This window comes from Dongia sp. agr-C8, from assembly GCF_054658695.1.
Genome location: NZ_BAAGHZ010000004.1, coordinates 128,242 through 145,386 on the forward strand (window position 1 = coordinate 128,242; position 17,145 = coordinate 145,386).

Here is a 17,145-nt window from a genome sequence, read left to right on the forward strand (position 1 = left end):
TCGATGAGACGCGTTGCGCAACTGGCGGCGGTTTCGCTCTTCGCACTTCTCGCCGCCGGCGTTGCCGCCGAGGCCGAGGATCTGAATGGCGCCTTGGGCCAGGCCTATCTGGGCAATCCCACGCTCGACGCCGCCCGTGCCCAGCTCCGCTCCACCGATGAAGGCGTGCCGCAGGCGTTGAGCGGTTGGCGTCCGACCGTCACCGGCCAGGTGAACGCCGGCGTGGAATGGAGCCATGACGGCACCAAGCCGGGACCGAACAATCTCATCGTCGACCGCAACCGGCAATTCTATCCGCACACCTACAGCCTCACCTTGACCCAGCCGATCTTCAACGGCTTCGGCACCGTCGCCGGCACCAAGGCGGCGGAGAACCGGGTGAAGGCCGGACGCGCCCAGCTGCTCGACACCGAGCAGCAGGTGCTGTTCGCAGCGGTGCAGGCCTATATGTCGGTGGTGAGCAACCAGTCGATCCTGGAGCTCAACCAGAACAACGTGAAGGTGCTGCAGCAGCAGCTGCAGGCGACGCAGGATCGCTTCCAGGCCGGCGAGGTCACCAAGACCGACGTCAGCCAGGCGCAGGCCTCGCTGCAGGGCGCGGTCGCCGCCGCGATCGCGGCCGAAGGCGACCTCACCGCCTCGATGGCGGTCTATCGCCAGATCGTCGGCCAGGAGCCGGTGCAGCTGTCGATGCCGAATGTCCCGCCGAACCTGCCGCTGAAGCAGGATGACGTCGTCGCCATGTCGCAACAGGCGCCGATCGTCATCTCCGCGCAATTCGTCGAGGCGGCGACCAAGGACGACATCGACACCCAGTTCTCCGAGCTGCTGCCCTCGGTCAGCCTGCAAGGCTCGGTTTCGCGCGCCGACGAGCAGGCGAGTGATCGCGATTCGACCACCGAAGGCACCATCCTCGGCGTGCTGACGGTGCCGCTCTATCAGGCGGGTGCGCCGGATTCCCGCGTGCGTCAGGCCAAGCAGCTCTACCAGCAGGCGCGCCGCCAGCTCGACGAAGCGCGCCGCTCGGCCGCACAGCAGGCGGTCGCCGCCTGGCAGGCGCTCGAAACCGCGCAGGCGCAGATCACCTCTTTCGAGGAGCAGGTGCGCGCCAACACGGTGGCGCTCGAGGGTGTGCGGCAGGAGCAGACCGTCGGCGCGCGCACCGTGCTCGACGTGCTCGATGCCGAGCAGGCACTGCTGAACTCTAAGGTGAACCTGGTCACCGCGCAGACCAATCTCGTCATCGCGCGCTATCAGGTGCTGCAGGCGGTCGGCCAGCTGAACGCGAAGGCGCTGGCGCTCAACGTGCCGCTCTATGATCCCGCGCAGCACTACAACAACGTGCGCAACAAGTGGTGGGGCACCGGACCCGCGGTGCAGTAACGCCGAAACCGCGAGTCGCGCGCCGCGCGACTCGGAGTCACGACGCGCAAGATGTTGTGGAATCGCGGGTTTCGCTTCCCATTCCTTGAGTAAATTTCGAAGACTCATTAATATGACACCGCTGGAGCAATGGCTTTTGGCGCAGTGATTCCGCGCCGGTGCTATGCGACTCGGCGGGGATCCGGAATGACCGAAGGCAAGACCACACAAGAACCGACCATGGAGGAGATCCTCGCCTCCATCCGACGGATCATTTCCGAAGACGACAAAGAAGCCGCGCCGCCGCCCACCAACGGCAAGGCGAACGGCAACGGCAAGCACGTCGCGCCACCGCCCGCCGAGGAAGAAGACGAAGAGGATCTCGTCCTCACCGAGATGGTGGTCGGCGACGGCAACGTCGTCGCGCTCGACGAGGAAGCCCCGGGCGACGAACCGGAAGAGATCGTGCCCGAGCCGGAGCCCGAAGCAGAGCCGATGCCGATCGCGGAGCCGGAGCCGATCGTCGAACCGGTGCGTGCGGCACCGCCGCCACCGCCACCGCCACCGCCACCGCCACCGCCACCGCCACCGCCACCGCCGCCGCCGCCGCCACCGCCACCACCACCGGAGCCGCCGCGGAGTGAACCGGAGCCTGAGCCGATGGAAACCGAATTGGTCTCGCCCTCCGTGGCGGAAGCCGCTGCCGCCACCATGGCGCAGCTTGCCGCGCGCAAGGCCTCGCATGCCGTCGAGCAGAATGGCGGTGACGGCCTGCTGGTCGAGACCCTGGTGCGCCAGGCGGTCGAGCCGATGCTGCGCGACTGGCTGGATATCCATCTCCAGGGCATCGTCGAGCGCCTGGTCCGCCGCGAGGTCGAACGCATCGCGCGCCGGGCTGAGCTGGGGTAAACCGGCGCTCTTGCCAGCCTCTATTCAGCCGCTATAACCATCGGCAGCGCGTTTCCGGCTGGATTCGGATTCCGGCCATAATCCTCTATTTTCCGGTGGTTAGCGGATGACGTTGGAGAAGACTTTCCGGCCCGACGCGGTCGAGAAGCGGCAATACGAAGCCTGGGAGAAGTCGGGGGCCTTTGCCGGCCAGACCACCTCCAACAAGGTGCCCTACACGGTCATGATGCCGCCGCCGAACGTCACCGGCAGCCTGCATATGGGCCATGCCCTCAACATGACCCTGCAGGATGTGCTGATCCGGCACGAGCGGATGAAGGGCCGCGACGCGCTCTGGCAGCCCGGCACCGACCATGCCGGCATCGCCACCCAGATGGTGGTGGAGCGCCAGCTCGGCCAGCAGGGCATCAAGCGCACCGACCTGGGGCGCGAGAAGTTCATCGAGAAGGTCTGGGAGTGGAAGGCGGAATCCGGCGGGATGATCACCAGCCAGCTTCGCCGGCTCGGCGCCTCGCCCGACTGGGCGAAGGAACGCTTCACCATGGACGAGGGCCTGAACAAGGCCGTCCGCAAGGCTTTCGTCGATCTCTACCGCCAGGGCTTGATCTACCGCGACAAGCGCTTGGTGAACTGGGACCCGAAGCTGCACACCGCGATCTCCGACCTCGAGGTCGTGCAGAAGCAGGAGAAGGGCAAGCTCTGGCACCTCAAGTATCCGGTCGAAGGCCAGCCCGATCGCTTCCTCATCGTCGCGACCACGCGTCCCGAGACCATGCTCGGCGATACCGGCGTCGCCGTGCATCCCGATGACGAGCGCTACAAGGACCTGGTCGGCAAGAACGTGGTGCTGCCGCTGGTCGGCCGCCATATCCCGGTGGTCGCCGACGAATACGCCGATCCGGAGACCGGCTCGGGTGCGGTGAAGATGACGCCGGCCCATGACTTCAATGATTTCGAGGTCGGCAAGCGCCACGGGCTGGAGATGATCAACATCTTCGACCGCGATGCGAAGCTCAACGACAACGTGCCGGCGAAATACCGGGGCTTGAGCCGCGAGGCTTGCCGCAAGGCGGTGCTCGAGGATCTCGAAGCGCAAAACCTGATCGAGCGCATCGACGACCATCCGATGACCCGGCCCTATGGCGACCGTTCCGACGTGGTGATCGAGCCCTGGCTGACCGACCAGTGGTATTGCGACGCCGCGACCCTGGCCAAGCCCGCGATCAAGGCGGTGGAGGAGGGGCGCACCGTCTTCGTGCCGCGGAACTGGGAAAACACCTATTTCGAATGGATGCGCAACATCCAGCCCTGGTGCATCTCGCGCCAGCTCTGGTGGGGCCATCAGATTCCCGCCTGGTATGCCGAGGACGGCAAGGTCTTCGTCGCCTATACCGAGGAAGAAGCGCAGGCCGAAGCCGACAAGCATTACGGCAAGCCGACCAAGCTGGAGCGCGATCCCGACGTGCTCGACACTTGGTTCTCGTCCGGCCAGTGGCCCTATTCGACCTTGGGCTGGCCGGACAAGACGCCGGAGCTGCAGCGCTATTACCCGGGCGACGTGCTGGTCACCGGCTTCGACATCATCTTCTTCTGGGTCGCCCGCATGATGATGATGGGCCTCCATTTCATGGGCGATGTGCCGTTCAAGACGGTCTACATCCACGCCCTGGTCCGCGACGAGCACGGCCAGAAGATGTCGAAGTCCAAGGGCAACGTGATCGATCCCCTGGACCTCATCGACAAATACGGCGCCGATGCCTTGCGCTTCACCCTGGTCGCGCAGGCGGGGCAGGGCCGCGACATCAAGATGTCGGAGAACCGGGTCGAGGGCTATCGCAACTTCGCGACCAAGCTCTGGAACGCGGCGCGCTTCTGCGAGATGAACGAGTGCATCGCGGACAAGAACTTCGACCCGAAGCGGGTCGCGCAGAACCTCAACCGCTGGATCATCGGCCGCCTGGTGAAGGCGCGGCAAGCTGTCGATCTCGCGCTGGAGGGCTATCGCTTCGACACTGCTGCGGCGGCACTCTACCAGTTCGCCTGGGGCGAATTCTGCGACTGGCATCTCGAGTTCGCCAAGCCCGTGTTCATGGGCGAGGATGCGGCGGCCAAGGCCGAGACCCGCGCCGTGACCGCCTGGGTGCTGGGCCAGCTCTTGCATCTCATGCACCCGCTGATGCCCTTCATCACCGAGGAGCTCTGGGAGCAGGTGCGGCCGAAGGGTTCGTCCAGCGCCTTGATGACCGCGCATTGGCCCGACCTCGCGCCGGAGCTGATCGACGCCAAGGCCGACGCCGATCTCGACTGGGTGATCCGCCTGATCGGCGAGGTCCGCGCGCTCCGCACCGAGATGAACGTGGCGCCCGGCGCCCAGGTGAACCTGGTGATCAAGGATGCCGGCGCCGAGACCCAGGACCGCGTCGCGCAATACGGCGACCTGATCAAGCGCCTCGCCCGCGCCGAGCAGATCGACATCGTGAGCGGCGAGCCGCCCAAGGGCGCCGCGCAAATCGTCATGGACGAGGCGACGGTGTTCCTGCCGCTGGCCGGGATCATCGACATCACCAAGGAACGCGCACGCCTCACCAAGGAGCTCGACAAGGCGAAGAGCGAAGCCGAGCGGATCGAAAAGAAGCTCGCCAACCCGCAATTCGTCTCGCGTGCCGACCCGGCGGTGATCGAGGAGCAGCGCGCCAAGCTGGCCGAGTTCGACCAGGCCAAGGCGAAGTTCACCCAGGCGCTGGAGCGGCTGGCGGGGGTTTAGCGGCGGCGCCTATCGCCGATCGAACCAGCCCAGCCACTCGCTGACCAGCGCGAGCCGGGTCTTGTCGACGGTGTAGACCCGCATCCGCCCGCGGCGCTCGGTTTTCAACAGTCCGGCGTGTTCCAGGACGCGGAGGTGGCGGGTGGTGGTCGGCCAGGCATGTGCGAATCGGCCGGCGATCTCACCGGCCGTGGCCTCGCCGCGGAAGTGAATCGTCATCAGGATCTGACGCCGCGCCGGATGCGCCAGCGCGGTCACCACGGCGTCGAGTGCCGCGAGCTTCTCGGCGGAACTCTTGGTCAGACCTGTTCCACTTCGCAGATGGTCAACTCTTCCAGGACCGGTCCCATCGGCTCCCAGACCGCCATCACTTCCGGCGTCTGGTGGGCCACATCGCTGGCATTGCCATCCTTCCAGACGAAATACTCGATGAAGGATTGGCGCTTCTTGCGGATGTCATAGGCCTTCCAGACCCGGAAGGGTTCGCTGGTGACCAGGCCGACCTTTCGCAGGGCGGGCTCGTGCTTCTTCACCAAGGCCAGCAGTTCGGCCTCTTTTCCCTTCTTCGGAACGTAGGTCACGATGTTCGTCACCGGCGCCGCGGGATTGGCGCGCTTTTGATGCTGATGATCTTCGCTCATGGGCGCTCTCCTCATCGGCAAGGGGCAGGATCCATATTTAGCGAATATGCTAAATAAGAGTCCAGCGAAATTTGCTCGGTACTTGGAGAGTAACTTCGGCGATTGACCGCAACTACTTGGTAGGCTCGAGTTTAAGCTTACCGGCTTGATACTGTTCAAAGATCCAGTCGCGCAAACTGAGCGCCTGCTTCAGTCCGTAGGTCGTGTGTTTGAGGTCGAAAACAGGTGCGGAGCCCGCGAAGTAGCCTTTCATCTCGACTGATCGCCCGGCCAGTAAGGTCTTCTCCAATGCCGCGGATGCCGGTTCGTCCAGGCAGAAATTCGGATCGACCAGTCGGATGGGTTCGCCCTCATCCACGCGGATTTCCACAGAACGGATCTGGACGGCGCTGCTGACGCAAATCCTTCGATCGTGGATCTCGAAGCCGACAAAGGTCGGAGCAACAGGGGAAATGACTGCCACCCGCAGGACCAAGCAGCGACGCTTGCCGCTTGGCTGGTCGGCGTGGCAGCGCACCTGCCAGCTGCTGCTGAGGTTGAGGGCACGCCAACCGAGGTTCTTCTGGTTCGAAACGCGCAAAAACGCGCTGTCGTAACCATAACGATAGATGACACCGTCGAACGCGCCATGGACGGTCCAGCCGAAGCTGTCATGCTCCTTGATTCCACCATCGGGCACGACGTCCGCATTCAAGGCAATCGGGCGAGTGTCCGTGTCCTGTGCGATCGCAGGCATGGAACAGAGGATTGCAACGACGGCAATTTCAATCAGGCACGACAGTCTGATGATCATGTACCACTATGCTCCGTCGTCTGCAGTTCAGCACTCCGCCGCGCGCTTCAGCAGCAACGCCCGCTCGCGCTCGTTGCGCGTCAACGCTGCCGCGCGTTCGAACTCCGCCTTCGCTTCCGCCTTACGATCGAGCTTGAACAGAAGGTCGCCGCGCACACCCGGCAGCAGGTGATAGTTCTTCAAGGCCGGCTCTGCCAGCAAGGCATCGACCAGCGCCAAGCCCGCCGCCGGCCCATCGGCCATCGAGACCGCCACCGCGCGGTTCAATTCCACGACCGGTGATGGCGCCACGCGGCCGAGCGCGTCGTAGATCACCGCGATCCGCGCCCAGTCGGTCTCCGCTGCAACATGCGCGCGCGCATGGCAGGCCGCGATCTCGGCCTGCAATGCATATGGCCCGAGACCGATGCCCTGCGCCGCCGCCTCGCGCTCGGCGCGCTCCAGGGCGGCGAGGCCGCGGCGGATCAGCATATGGTCCCAGCGCGCGCGGTCCTGCTCCAGGAGCAGGATCGGGTCGCCGTTCGGCGCCACCCGCGCATGCAGCCGCGAGGCCTGGATCTCCATCAGCGCCACGAGGCCATGCACCTCCGGCTCATGCACCGCCAGCTCGGCCAGGATCCGGCCGAGCCGCAGGGCTTCGTCGCACAGACCCGGCCGCACCCAATCCTCGCCGGAGGTCGCGGTATAGCCTTCGTTGAAGATGAGATAGATGACCTCCAGTACCGAGCCCAGCCGCGCTTCCAGCTCCGGCCCGCGGGGGACCTCGAACGGCACTTTGGCCTCGGCGAGCGTGCGCTTGGCGCGGACGATGCGCTGCGCCATGGTCGGCTCCGCGACCAAGAAGGCGCGGGCGATCTCGTCGGTCTGGAGGCCACCCACCATGCGCAGGGTGAGGGCGGCGCGCGCCTCGGTCGAGAGCACGGGGTGGCAGGCGGTGAAGATCAGCCGCAGGACGTCGTCGCCGACCGGGTCGTCAAGTGCGGCGTCCCAGTCGGGCATTTCCTGCTCCTGGGATTCCAACTCGCGGCCGATCTCGATGTGCTTCTTCGCCTGCATGACGCGGCGGCGGATGCCATCGATGGCGCGGTTCTTGGCGCTTTGCATCAGCCAGGCGCCGGGCTTGTCGGGGATGCCGGATTCCGGCCATTGCCGCAGCGCCGCCTCGAGCGCGTCCTGCGCCAGTTCCTCGGCCTGGCCGACGTCGCGGGTGATGCGGGTCAGCCCGGCGATCAGCTTCGCCGCCTCGATCCGCCAAACCGCATCGATCGTGCGGTGGATGTCGGGTGTCTCGGTCGCCACCATGGCGACCGGATAGCACGGCGAGGCAGGAGAGGCGAGATGTCTCTATACTCTCCGTCGTCTTGCCCGGGCTTGGCCCGGGCACCCCTGAGTTTGATGCAATCGAGGGGAAATTCAGGGATCCCCGGGTCAAGCCCGGGGATGACGATGGAGATTTCGATGAGCGAGTTGCCCGCACGGCAGAAGCTCACTTCTTCTTCGTCTTCTTCGCCACCTTCCTGCGCCTCTTCCCCAGCGCCTTGCGGATCTTCGGTTCGTGCTTGGCCGCCTTCTGGACTTCGGGCGTGAAATCCTCCCATTCCTGGACCTGGCGGATCTCGATCGTCATGTCGTCGCCGCCGGGGCATCTCTTCGCCCATTTGATCGCCTCGGCCTTGGACTTCACGTCGATCATCCAAAAGCCGCCGACCACTTCCTTCGCCTCGGGAAACGGCCCGTCCTTCACTTGAGGCTTGCCGCCGGGGAAGGTGACGCGGACGCCGGTCGCGGGCGGGTGCAATCCCTCCATCGCCAGGACCACGCCGGCCTTCAGCAGCGCGTTGTTGTACTTGTCCATGGCACCGACGGTTTCCGCGTCGGGCATCGCGTCGGCCGGGGCGGTGTCGTATCCCTTGGGGATCACGATCATCATGAAACGCATGATTGCTCTCCGCGCCTACATCGCCTGCGGGACGATGATCATCCAGCCGAGGCCGAACTTGTCGGCCAGCATGCCGAAGGCCGGCGAGAAGAAGGTCTTGCCGAGCGGCATGCGGACCTGGCCGCCGTCGCTCAGCGCGTTGAAGACCTTCTGCGCCTCGGCCTCGTCCTTGCAGTTGTAGGTCAGCGAGAAGCCTTCGAACTTCGTCGTGCCGCCGCAGAAGCCGTCGGAGCCCATGATCGTCGAGCCGCCGACCTCGAAGTTCATATGCATGACCTTGTTCTCGCCGCCGGGCGGAATGCTGCCGGGCTGCGGGTCGGGCATGTCCTTGTACTTCATCACCAACTCGTTCTTGGCGCCGAGTGTCTTCTTGTAGAAAGCCAGGGCTTCCTCGGCGCGGCCTTCGAAGAACAGATAGGGTTGGATCGTCATCATTCTCTCCTGTCTTTCCGGTATTGGGGGTTAGTTGGTCGGCCCGTGCTTTTCCATCGTGCGAAACTTGTCGATCGAATCCTTGGCTGCTTCGAGCGTGGCAAAATCGTCGAGCTCATAGAGTTGGCGCACCTCGATCTCGCATTCATGATCGAAATGCGGCTTCGGGAAGCGGCGGGTCCATTCCAGCGCCTCCTCGCGGGTCTTGGTCTGGATCAGCGTGTAGCCGGCGATCATCTCCTTCGCCTCGGTGAAGGGACCGTCCACCACGCTCCGCTTGTCGCCGCGGTATTTGATCTTCCAGCCGGCCGACGAGGGCTGCAGGCCGGCGGCGTCGAGCAGCACGCCCGCCTTCACCAGTTCGTCGTGATAGGCGGCCATCGCCTCGAACAGCTTCTCGGCATTGTCCGGAAACTTGCCGGCTTCTGTGTCCTTGGTGGCCTTCACCATGATCATGAAACGCATCTCACTCTCCCTTTCGCGGTTCCCTTCTGGGTTCCTGTAGAGACGTCGAAGCAACGGACCTGCAATCGACAGGATCGACTGGAAATCGACGATTTTTTTGCCGACACCACCCTGTCATTTTCGGCTATTCCCTAAGTCGTTGAAAATATTGCATGGTATGGGGAAGCCGTGCGCGGACGCGGCAATTCAGGGGGCGTTCATGACGGTTCTGCGTCTCTTCCTGGGGGTGTTGCTGCTGCGGGCCGCGATCGGCGCCGCGCTTGCCGACCCGGTGACGGTCGAAGGCATCACTTTCTCCGACGAGCTGGGGAATTTCAAACTGGTCTCGGTGACCGGCACGGGCAGCATCGAGGATCCCTTCGTGGTGAAGGAGGAAGTCACCGGCCCCAGCGATCCGGTCCTGGTGATCAAGGGCTTCAGCCGCGACTTCGGCAACCGCGTCGCGACCCAGCATACGGCGGCCTTCGCCATGGTGAAGATCGTCGTCAACAAGACCGGCCGTGCCTGGCAGGGCTATCAGGTCGAGCTGCGCGAGATCGAGAACCGGCCGAGCACCTATGAGGACGGCTTGAGCTTCGGCCAGGCCTCGACCGTCGCCGATCAATACGTCAACAGCAGCCTGCCGCATTCCCAGCGCCTGGACGAGCCGGAGGACTCGCTCGGCTTCGGCGGCGACTCCATCCTGCCCGGCGCCGAGTTGACGATGCGATTCATCATCTCCGACATGTCACCGCTCTACCGCTTCTACCTGGTGCAGCGGCCCCAACAGCCGCTATCGTGAAACGGGTCTCGCGCTCGCGCGCGCTCACCTGTATGTTGAGCCTCTAGGTTTTACCCACAGATTCTTGGGAGTCTTGCGGCAATGCGCTATGTCGGTTTCGGTGTGCTGGCCCTGATCGCGCTCGTCGTGGTCTGGGCCTTGACCAGCGTGAATGCGATCCCGAAGCACGAAGAGAGTGCCCATGCCGCCTGGGCGCAGGTGCTGAACCAGTATCAGCGCCGCGCGGACCTCGTTCCGAACCTGGTCGAGACGGTGAAGGGCGCCGCCAAGTTCGAGCAGGACACGCTGACAGCGGTCACCGAGGCGCGAGCGAAGGTCGGCACGGTGCAGCTTTCGCCGGCCGATCTCAGCAATCCTGAGAAGATGAGCGAGTTCGAGTCGAGCCAGGGTGCGCTCACTTCAGCCTTGTCGCGGCTGATGGTGGTGGTCGAGAAGTATCCAGAGCTGAAGGCGACGGAGAACTTCGCCAATCTCCAGGCCCAGCTCGAGGGCACGGAGAACCGCATCGCCGTCGCGCGCATGGATTTCATCAACGCAGTCCGGGTCTACAACACCGAATTGAAGACCTTCCCGGGCGTGATCTGGCATTCGATCCTCTACGCCGACCGCGAACCGATGCAGCAGCTCCAGGTCGAGCCCGCCAAGCTTGATGTGCCGAAGGTCGATTTCGGCACCAGCGGCAACTGACCTGCGGCCATCCGCATGGCTTGGCAGCAGATCGCCGGCCTGGTCCTGCTGACGCTGATCGTGCTGGTCTGCCTCTGGCCGCGCGGGCGCCGCAGCGGGGACAATGAATCGCAAGAGCGTGACGGCCAAAGCGGCGGCGGTCCAGGCCGCGGCGGATTCCACGGCGGCGGCGGCATTGTCGGTGGCGCCGGCGTCAGCGCGCATTGGAGCGATTCGCATGGCGGCGCGGATGGGGGCGGACATGATTGAGATGCCCGCAGCGCTGCGCGCTCTGCGACAGGGGATTCTGGCCGGCCTGCTGCTCGCGGTGGCGCTCATCGGCACGGCGCAGGCGCTGTCGACTCCCGAGCGCAGCGGCTGGGTGACTGACGAGGCCGGCATCCTCGATCCGCAGCTGGAGAGTGATTTGGCGCGACGCCTGATGGAGCTGCAGCGGCGGACCGGCGTCGAGGTCATCGTGGTCACCTTGCAGAGCCTGCATGGGGCTTCGATCGAAACCTGGGGCGATATGCTCGGCGAGAGCTGGAATGTCGGCCGTGCCGAGGGCAAGGATAGCGGCGCGCTGCTGATCGTGGCGCCCAACGACCGGAAGGTGCGGATCGCCGTCGGCTACGGCCTCGGTTATCGCTTGTCGGATTCCGACGCGGTATCGATCATTCAGGATCGCATCCTGCCTTACTTCCGGCGCGGGGATTTTGCCGGCGGCGTGGACGACGGCGTGACCGCGATCTTCGAGCGGGTCGACCGCCGGGCCGCGATCGAGCCACCGGCTCTTGATAACCCGGCGGTCGAGCGCAGCACGGCGGCCGATATGCCGGCGATCGAGCGCAGCAGCGGATCGAGCGCGCCGGCCGCGCCGCCCAGCAGCCATCGCCGGAACTCGGACACGACCGTGGCGACGATCACCACGATAGCGGTCGTGGCTCTGATCGGCTGCGTCGTCATCCTGCTGATTCTCCACGGCATGAGCCACATCAACGTCGCCATCAGTTCTCCGCCACGCCAAAAGGACGAGGCCGGAAGCGCCGCCGCGCCAGACAGCGCTGTCGACAAATCGGTGGCTGCGACGCCGGTGGCGACGCCCGCAAGAGACAACGACGACGAAACCCTCGGCGACATCATCTTTCGGATTCTGACCTCGAACGCCGTGAGTAGCTCCAGTTGGGGCAACCGGAGTGGCTGGGAACCGACCAGCTGGACTTCGAGCTCGTCCTCCGGCAGCAGCGGGTCCCGTCCTTCCTCGAGCTCTTCCTCGTTCGGAGGTTTCTCGTCCTCGAGCCATTCCTCATCGAGCTCATCCAGCCGCTCTTTTGGCGGTTCCTCCTCGGGCGGCGCGCGTCGCTCCTTCGGCGGCGGGGCGAGCGGGTCATGGTGAGAATTCTCCGTTGCCTGATCCTGCTGGTCGGGTTTGTCGCGCCGGCGCTCGCCGGGCCGCCGATCCCGACCCTGACCGGCCGTGTCATGGACCTTGCGGGCATCCTCGATCGCGCCACCATCGATGCCATCACCCTGCAGAGTGCGGATTACGAGGCATCGACCGGACGCCAGCTCGTGGTGGTGACGCTGCCGAGCCTGCAAGGCTATCCGATCGAGGATTGGGGCCTGGCGCTCGGCCGCGGCTGGGGCATCGGCCAGAAGGGCAGGAATGACGGCGTGCTGCTGATCGTGGCGCCCAGGGATCATGCGCTTCGCATCGAGGTTGGCTACGGCCTGGAAGGCGACTTGCCCGATGCCACCGCCAACACCATCATCCAGTCGGAGATCATCCCGCATTTCAAACGCGACGACCTGCAGGGCGGTGTTCGCGCCGGCGTCACCGCGATCCTTCGCGCGCTGGGCGGCAGCTATCGGCCGACCCAGCTCGTCGCATCCGGCCCGTCCAGCAATTTCCTCGGCATTGCCGCGGCCGTATTCGCGCTCGTCGCCTTCGCCTTCATCGTGATCATCAGGATTTGGAACCCGCAGCCCGTCCCCTATCGCCGGCAGCGCAACGACGATGGATCCGATTGGAGTTCCTCCAGCAGTTGGTCGAGCGGCAGTTCCAGTGGTGGCTTTTCCGGCGGCGGCGGATCATTTGGCGGCGGCGGGGCGAGCGGGCGATGGTGAGACTTCTCGGCGTCCTGATCTTGCTGATCGGCTTCGTTTCGCCGGCCTTGGCCGAGCCGCCGATCCCGGCTTTGACCGGTCGCGTGGTGGATGAGGCCGGCATCCTCGATGCCTCGACCGTCGCAACCATCACCGATCGGCTCGCGGGTCTGGAATCCTCGACCGGCATCCAACTGGTCGTGGTGACGTTGCCGGATCTCAAGGGCTATGTGATCGAGGATTGGGGCCTGGCGCTGGGGCGCGGCTGGGGCATCGGCCAGGCCGGCAAGAACAACGGTGTGCTGCTGATCGTGGCGCCGAACGACCGCGAGCTCAGGATCGAGGTCGGCTACGGCCTCGAAGGCGAGATCCCCGACGCCACCGCCAACAGCATCATCCAGCGCGAGATCATTCCCTATTTCAAGCAGGGCGACATGAACGGCGGCGTGCGCGCCGGCGTGGAAGCGATCCTGGCGGCTCTGGGCGGCGGCTATGTGCCGACGCAGCCGCTGACCGCACAGGGTTCCGGGGAGTCGTCGTCATTCGAAGAAGTGCTGGAGCCGCTCGGGATCTTTGCATTCGCCTTCCTGGCGACGGTGGTGATGAGCCTGCGCCGCCGCTATGACCCGAAACGGCGCCGCAATGTCTGGTATCTGGCCCGTTCGAGCAGCGGTGGCTCTTCCGGCAGCCGGTCTTCCAGCAGCAGTTTCCGAGGCGGCGGCGGATCATTCGGCGGCGGCGGGGCGAGCGGGCGATGGTGAGGGGAAAGCCATGATCGATGACGGAATGCGGGATCGGATCGCCGCGGCGATCCAGCGCGCGGAGCAGGGGACGCGGGCGGAATTGGTGGCGGCGATCGCCCGGCGTGCCGACGGCTATCGCAGCAACGCGCTCGCGGCCGCTTTGGCCGCGGCCTTGATTGCCGGGCTTGCGATCTGGGCTTTGCTGCCCTGGCCGGGTCCGATTGAGATGCTCGCGGCCGAGCTTGCCGCTTTCCTCCTCGTCTATGTGCTGGTCGCCTTCACGCCGTTCGGGGTCCGGCTCGTTCCCGCCGCGCGCAAGCGGCGCATGGCCTCGCGGCTGGCCAGATTGGTATTCCTGGAACGCGGCCTCGCCTCGACCGAGGAGCATTGCGGCGTGCTGTTCTTCGTCTCGGCGGCCGAGCACTACGTCGAGATCATCGCCGATCGCGGCATCGACCGCGCGGTCGAGCCCGGCACCTGGGAGAAGATCGTCGCGGCTTTCACCGCATCGGTCCGGAAAGGCGATGTGGAGCAGGGCTTCATCGGCGCGATCGAAACTTTGGGCGCGTTGCTGGCCAAGCACTATCCGGCGGACGGCGCCAATCCCAACCGCATCCCCGACCGCCTGGTCGAGCTTTAAGAGCACAGACCGTCATTGCCGTCCCCGGACTTGATCCGGGGATTGACCCGGCAATCTTGCGCAGCGAGGAACCAGAAGCCTGGGGCAGGCCCGGGCATGACGGTGAAAGAGGTCCCGCTGATCGTCTAAGCCGCTTCCGCGATCACGCGGTTGCGGCCGGCGCCCTTGGCTTCGTAGAGCGCGGCATCGGCGCGGCCGACGAAGGTCTCGACATTGTCGGTCATGCGGTATTTGGCGACGCCGATCGAGACGGTGACCTGGCCGTAGAGATCGCCGGTCGCCTTGTTGCGCAGATAGTTGTTGGCCAGCGCCTCGCGCAACTGGTCGGCGCGGCGCATGGCGATGTCCATGGGTGCGCCCACCAGCAGCAGCGCAAACTCCTCGCCGCCGTAGCGCGCGGCGATGTCGGTGCCGCGCGACATCAACTTCATCTGGCCGCCGACCACTTTCAGCACCTGGTCGCCGATGCGATGGCCGTAGTTGTCGTTGAACTTCTTGAAATGGTCGATATCGATCAGCAGCAGGCAGAGTTCGAGTTCGCCGGCGGCCGCGCGCTCGCTGTGCTCGATCAACGCCAGGTCGAAGCAGCGCCGGTTGCCGATCCCCGTCAGCGCGTCGGTGAAGGCCTCGCGCCGCGCCTGCTCCAGCCGATCCTGCAGCGAGTTGATCTCGCTGGTCGATTTGCGGAGCTCGGTCTCCAGGTCGCGGTTGCGCTTGACCATGTCGTTGGTGGCGCCGGACAGGCGATGCACCACCGCCTGGACCCGCGAGCCCTCGACCACCGGCACGGCTTTCAGCGAGCCATGCACCTGGACCAGGGTCTCGCCGAAGGCGGCGGCATCCTGGCCGGCGGCGTCGAGCCGCAGCAGCACCTTGCCCACGGTCTGATTGAGCTCGCTGCCGGTCTTGCGGATCGCGGCGGTCTCGACGTCGGTGCCGAAATAGCGCTCGAACAGCTCCTGGTTCGCCTGCCAGCCGAAACCCTTCTGCAGCGCGATCCGTTCGTCGATATCGCGGGTCAGGCCGGCGATCGCCTTGGCGACGTAATTGTACCAGACGCAGTAATTCGGCGGCGTCGGCGGGACACCGTATTTGACCATCTCGGCCAGAGCCGCATCCGCCAGCGACTTGGCGGATTGCAGATCCACATTGAATGTCGACTGCGTCCCCACGCATCATCCTCAGAGAAGGCCATCCCCATGACCGGGACCGCTTATACAGGAGTCGACGATTCTCGCCTAGGTGGTTGTCGCAAATCCTTACTTAATTGTGGTTGTGTCCTCGGCTTCTTGCCCCTTTTGTTTCATCCTGCGAAATTCGCCGGCAGTTTGAATCGACCGTTCAGGAGTGAATCGTGGCGCGCATTGCAATCGGCGGCTTCCAGCACGAGACCAACACCTTCGCGCCGCTGAAGGCGACCTATCGCGACTTCGAGCAGGCCGACGGCTGGCCCGGGCTCACCGAGGGTGCTGCGATCCGCGACACTTTCGAAGGCATCAACCTGCCGATCGCGGGTTTCCTCGAAAGCACGCGGTCGAAGCATGACATCGTGCCGCTGCTCTGGTGCTCGGCATCGCCCTCGGCCCATGTCGAGCGCGAGGCCTATGAGCGGATTGCGGGCCGGCTCTTGAGCTTGATCAAGGGTGCGGGCTCTATCGATGGGATCTATCTCGATCTTCACGGCGCGATGGTGACCGAGCATCTGGAAGACGGCGAGGGCGAGCTGCTGGAGCGAATCCGCGCGGTCACCGGCCCGGATCTGCCGATCGTGGTCAGCCTCGACCTCCACGCCAATGTCACCGAGCGGATGCTGCGGCATGCCTCGGCGCTGGTGGTCTGCCGGACCTATCCGCATGTCGATCTCGCGGAATCCGGCCAGTGGTCGGCGGACGTGCTGGAGCGCCTGATCAAGCACGGTCCCTTGAAGAAGGCGATGCGCCGCGCCGAATTCCTGGTGCCCTTGACCTGGCAATGCACCCTGATCGAGCCGGCACAGGGGATCTATCGCGCGGTCGCCCAGATTCAATCGTTAGGCAGCAACACCGCCAGCGCCTCCTTTGCGTTTGGTTTCCCGCCGGCGGACATCGCCGAATGCGGACCGGTCGCGCTTGCCTATGCCGAAACCCAGGACGCCGCCGATGCCGCCGCCGACCGGTTGATCGGCATGGTCACCGATGCCGAGCGCGATTTCGCCGGCAAGGTCTGGAATCCGGACGAGGCGGTCGTCCATGCCAAACAGCGCGCGCTGGAACTCCGGCGCCCGATCATCCTCGCCGATACCCAGGATAATCCCGGCGCCGGCGGCAACTCGGATTCCGTCGGCTTGCTGGAAGCCCTGGTGCGCAACCGGGCCGAGGATGCGGTCTTCGCCAATCTCTTCGACCCGAAGACCGCGGAGATCGCGCACCGGGCCGGCCTTGGCGCCGAGATCAGCCTCGGCATCGGCGCCTGGAGCGGCATCCCCGGCCATGTTCCCTTCAAGGCGACCTTCGCCGTCGAGCGTCTCGGCGACGGCAGCTTCGAAGCCACCGGTCCCTTCTATCGCGGCAATAAGATGCAGCTGGGGCCGATGGCTTTGCTCCGGATCGGCGGCACCCGCATCGTCGTCGCCAGCCGCAAGCAGCAGGCGGCCGACCAGGCGATGCTGCGGCATCTCGGCGTCGAGCCCGCGGCGCAGAAGATTTTGGCGCTCAAGAGCTCGGTGCATTTCCGCGCCGACTTCCAGCCGATCGCCGGCGAGATCCTGATCGTGGCGGCCCCGGGCGCCAACCCGGTCGATCACCGCGCGCTGAACTACCAGCGCCTGCGTGCGGGCGTCCGGCTGATGCCGCAGGGCTGAATCGGGGCACCTGTTAAGCCGTTGTTTTCACGTGGCCATAACGAGAAAATCGGACATCTAATGGA

19 protein-coding genes are annotated in these 17,145 nt (G+C 65.2%); 11 read left to right on the forward strand and 8 right to left on the reverse strand.

Annotated elements, in window-relative coordinates; genetic code table 11:
* The first annotated feature begins 3 nt into the window (after positions 1–3).
* The 3 genes from ACYQ4T_RS20805 to ACYQ4T_RS20815 all read left to right on the forward strand — a co-directional run bounded on the left by ACYQ4T_RS20805 (position 4) and on the right by ACYQ4T_RS20815 (position 5,035).
* Positions 4–1,383: a TolC family outer membrane protein gene (locus tag ACYQ4T_RS20805; RefSeq protein WP_459858355.1), complete on the forward strand. Its 1,380-nt coding sequence runs from the start codon at positions 4–6 to the stop codon at positions 1,381–1,383.
* Positions 1,384–1,569: 186 nt separating this feature from the next.
* On the forward strand, positions 1,570–2,271 hold the full coding sequence (locus ACYQ4T_RS20810) for a DUF2497 domain-containing protein (RefSeq protein WP_459858357.1): 702 nt from the start codon (positions 1,570–1,572) through the stop codon (positions 2,269–2,271).
* A gap of 106 nt (positions 2,272–2,377) precedes the next feature.
* A complete protein-coding gene (locus ACYQ4T_RS20815) occupies positions 2,378–5,035 on the forward strand; it encodes a valine--tRNA ligase (RefSeq protein ID WP_459858359.1) in 2,658 nt (885 codons plus the stop codon).
* Positions 5,036–5,044: 9 nt separating this feature from the next.
* Here the strand turns inward: ACYQ4T_RS20815 and ACYQ4T_RS20820 are convergent, their stop codons facing one another.
* From ACYQ4T_RS20820 to ACYQ4T_RS20850, 7 genes are all read right to left on the reverse strand, one after another.
* Positions 5,045–5,293, reverse strand: coding sequence for an ArsR/SmtB family transcription factor (locus ACYQ4T_RS20820; protein WP_459858362.1), 249 nt, complete (start codon positions 5,291–5,293; stop codon positions 5,045–5,047).
* A gap of 41 nt (positions 5,294–5,334) precedes the next feature.
* Positions 5,335–5,676: a hypothetical protein gene (locus ACYQ4T_RS20825; RefSeq protein WP_459858364.1), complete on the reverse strand. Its 342-nt coding sequence runs from the start codon at positions 5,674–5,676 to the stop codon at positions 5,335–5,337.
* Between the two features lie 112 nt (positions 5,677–5,788).
* A complete protein-coding gene (locus ACYQ4T_RS20830) occupies positions 5,789–6,469 on the reverse strand; it encodes a hypothetical protein (protein ID WP_459858366.1) in 681 nt (226 codons plus the stop codon).
* Between the two features lie 27 nt (positions 6,470–6,496).
* Positions 6,497–7,771, reverse strand: coding sequence for an RNA polymerase sigma factor (locus tag ACYQ4T_RS20835; protein ID WP_459858369.1), 1,275 nt, complete (start codon positions 7,769–7,771; stop codon positions 6,497–6,499).
* A 184-nt stretch (positions 7,772–7,955) separates the two neighbouring features.
* Positions 7,956–8,408 (reverse strand): YciI family protein, encoded by a 453-nt coding sequence (locus tag ACYQ4T_RS20840; protein WP_459858371.1) that lies wholly within the window; start codon positions 8,406–8,408, stop codon positions 7,956–7,958.
* 15 nt (positions 8,409–8,423) lie between these two features.
* Positions 8,424–8,843 carry a VOC family protein gene (locus ACYQ4T_RS20845; protein WP_459858374.1) on the reverse strand — a complete coding sequence of 140 codons (420 nt, stop codon included), beginning with the start codon at positions 8,841–8,843 and terminating at the stop codon, positions 8,424–8,426.
* Between the two features lie 27 nt (positions 8,844–8,870).
* Positions 8,871–9,305, reverse strand: coding sequence for a YciI family protein (locus ACYQ4T_RS20850; RefSeq protein WP_459858376.1), 435 nt, complete (start codon positions 9,303–9,305; stop codon positions 8,871–8,873).
* A 199-nt stretch (positions 9,306–9,504) separates the two neighbouring features.
* On the opposite strand from ACYQ4T_RS20850, the gene ACYQ4T_RS20855 reads away from it, so the two are divergent.
* The 7 genes from ACYQ4T_RS20855 (at position 9,505) to ACYQ4T_RS20885 (ending at position 14,241) form a co-directional block, all read left to right on the forward strand.
* Positions 9,505–10,086 (forward strand): hypothetical protein, encoded by a 582-nt coding sequence (locus ACYQ4T_RS20855; RefSeq protein WP_459858378.1) that lies wholly within the window; start codon positions 9,505–9,507, stop codon positions 10,084–10,086.
* A gap of 81 nt (positions 10,087–10,167) precedes the next feature.
* On the forward strand, positions 10,168–10,773 hold the full coding sequence (locus ACYQ4T_RS20860; RefSeq protein WP_459858380.1) for a LemA family protein: 606 nt from the start codon (positions 10,168–10,170) through the stop codon (positions 10,771–10,773).
* Between the two features lie 15 nt (positions 10,774–10,788).
* Positions 10,789–11,022, forward strand: coding sequence for a hypothetical protein (locus tag ACYQ4T_RS20865; RefSeq protein ID WP_459858382.1), 234 nt, complete (start codon positions 10,789–10,791; stop codon positions 11,020–11,022).
* Positions 10,991–12,148 (forward strand): TPM domain-containing protein, encoded by a 1,158-nt coding sequence (locus ACYQ4T_RS20870; protein WP_459858384.1) that lies wholly within the window; start codon positions 10,991–10,993, stop codon positions 12,146–12,148. Before ACYQ4T_RS20865 ends, ACYQ4T_RS20870 begins: the two co-directional genes overlap by 32 nt.
* Positions 12,142–12,879 carry a TPM domain-containing protein gene (locus ACYQ4T_RS20875; protein WP_459858386.1) on the forward strand — a complete coding sequence of 246 codons (738 nt, stop codon included), beginning with the start codon at positions 12,142–12,144 and terminating at the stop codon, positions 12,877–12,879. The genes ACYQ4T_RS20870 and ACYQ4T_RS20875 overlap by 7 nt, the downstream gene beginning before the upstream one ends.
* On the forward strand, positions 12,873–13,619 hold the full coding sequence (locus ACYQ4T_RS20880) for a TPM domain-containing protein (RefSeq protein ID WP_459858388.1): 747 nt from the start codon (positions 12,873–12,875) through the stop codon (positions 13,617–13,619). Before ACYQ4T_RS20875 ends, ACYQ4T_RS20880 begins: the two co-directional genes overlap by 7 nt.
* Positions 13,620–13,629: 10 nt before the next feature.
* Positions 13,630–14,241, forward strand: coding sequence for a TPM domain-containing protein (locus ACYQ4T_RS20885; RefSeq protein WP_459858390.1), 612 nt, complete (start codon positions 13,630–13,632; stop codon positions 14,239–14,241).
* A 125-nt stretch (positions 14,242–14,366) separates the two neighbouring features.
* Here ACYQ4T_RS20885 and ACYQ4T_RS20890 read toward each other — a convergent pair whose 3' ends face one another.
* Complete coding sequence (locus tag ACYQ4T_RS20890) at positions 14,367–15,413, reverse strand: diguanylate cyclase (protein WP_459858393.1); 1,047 nt, start codon at positions 15,411–15,413, stop codon at positions 14,367–14,369.
* 182 nt (positions 15,414–15,595) lie between these two features.
* On the opposite strand from ACYQ4T_RS20890, the gene ACYQ4T_RS20895 reads away from it, so the two are divergent.
* Positions 15,596–17,080: a M81 family metallopeptidase gene (locus ACYQ4T_RS20895; protein WP_459858395.1), complete on the forward strand. Its 1,485-nt coding sequence runs from the start codon at positions 15,596–15,598 to the stop codon at positions 17,078–17,080.
* Positions 17,081–17,145 lie beyond the last annotated feature (65 nt).

What these genes read in the sequence shown, in the direction of transcription:
- ACYQ4T_RS20805 (WP_459858355.1), top strand. Translation starts at nt 4, where the DNA reads ATGAGACGCGTTGCGCAACTGGCGGCGGTTTCGCTCTTCGCACTTCTC.
- ACYQ4T_RS20810 (WP_459858357.1), top strand. Translation starts at nt 1,570, where the DNA reads ATGACCGAAGGCAAGACCACACAAGAACCGACCATGGAGGAGATCCTC.
- ACYQ4T_RS20815 (WP_459858359.1), top strand. Translation starts at nt 2,378, where the DNA reads ATGACGTTGGAGAAGACTTTCCGGCCCGACGCGGTCGAGAAGCGGCAA.
- ACYQ4T_RS20825 (WP_459858364.1), bottom strand. Translation starts at nt 5,676, where the DNA reads ATGAGCGAAGATCATCAGCATCAAAAGCGCGCCAATCCCGCGGCGCCG.
- ACYQ4T_RS20830 (WP_459858366.1), bottom strand. Translation starts at nt 6,469, where the DNA reads ATGATCATCAGACTGTCGTGCCTGATTGAAATTGCCGTCGTTGCAATC.
- ACYQ4T_RS20835 (WP_459858369.1), bottom strand. Translation starts at nt 7,771, where the DNA reads ATGGTGGCGACCGAGACACCCGACATCCACCGCACGATCGATGCGGTT.
- ACYQ4T_RS20840 (WP_459858371.1), bottom strand. Translation starts at nt 8,408, where the DNA reads ATGCGTTTCATGATGATCGTGATCCCCAAGGGATACGACACCGCCCCG.
- ACYQ4T_RS20845 (WP_459858374.1), bottom strand. Translation starts at nt 8,843, where the DNA reads ATGATGACGATCCAACCCTATCTGTTCTTCGAAGGCCGCGCCGAGGAA.
- ACYQ4T_RS20850 (WP_459858376.1), bottom strand. Translation starts at nt 9,305, where the DNA reads ATGCGTTTCATGATCATGGTGAAGGCCACCAAGGACACAGAAGCCGGC.
- ACYQ4T_RS20855 (WP_459858378.1), top strand. Translation starts at nt 9,505, where the DNA reads ATGACGGTTCTGCGTCTCTTCCTGGGGGTGTTGCTGCTGCGGGCCGCG.
- ACYQ4T_RS20860 (WP_459858380.1), top strand. Translation starts at nt 10,168, where the DNA reads ATGCGCTATGTCGGTTTCGGTGTGCTGGCCCTGATCGCGCTCGTCGTG.
- ACYQ4T_RS20865 (WP_459858382.1), top strand. Translation starts at nt 10,789, where the DNA reads ATGGCTTGGCAGCAGATCGCCGGCCTGGTCCTGCTGACGCTGATCGTG.
- ACYQ4T_RS20870 (WP_459858384.1), top strand. Translation starts at nt 10,991, where the DNA reads ATGGCGGCGCGGATGGGGGCGGACATGATTGAGATGCCCGCAGCGCTG.
- ACYQ4T_RS20875 (WP_459858386.1), top strand. Translation starts at nt 12,142, where the DNA reads ATGGTGAGAATTCTCCGTTGCCTGATCCTGCTGGTCGGGTTTGTCGCG.
- ACYQ4T_RS20880 (WP_459858388.1), top strand. Translation starts at nt 12,873, where the DNA reads ATGGTGAGACTTCTCGGCGTCCTGATCTTGCTGATCGGCTTCGTTTCG.
- ACYQ4T_RS20885 (WP_459858390.1), top strand. Translation starts at nt 13,630, where the DNA reads ATGATCGATGACGGAATGCGGGATCGGATCGCCGCGGCGATCCAGCGC.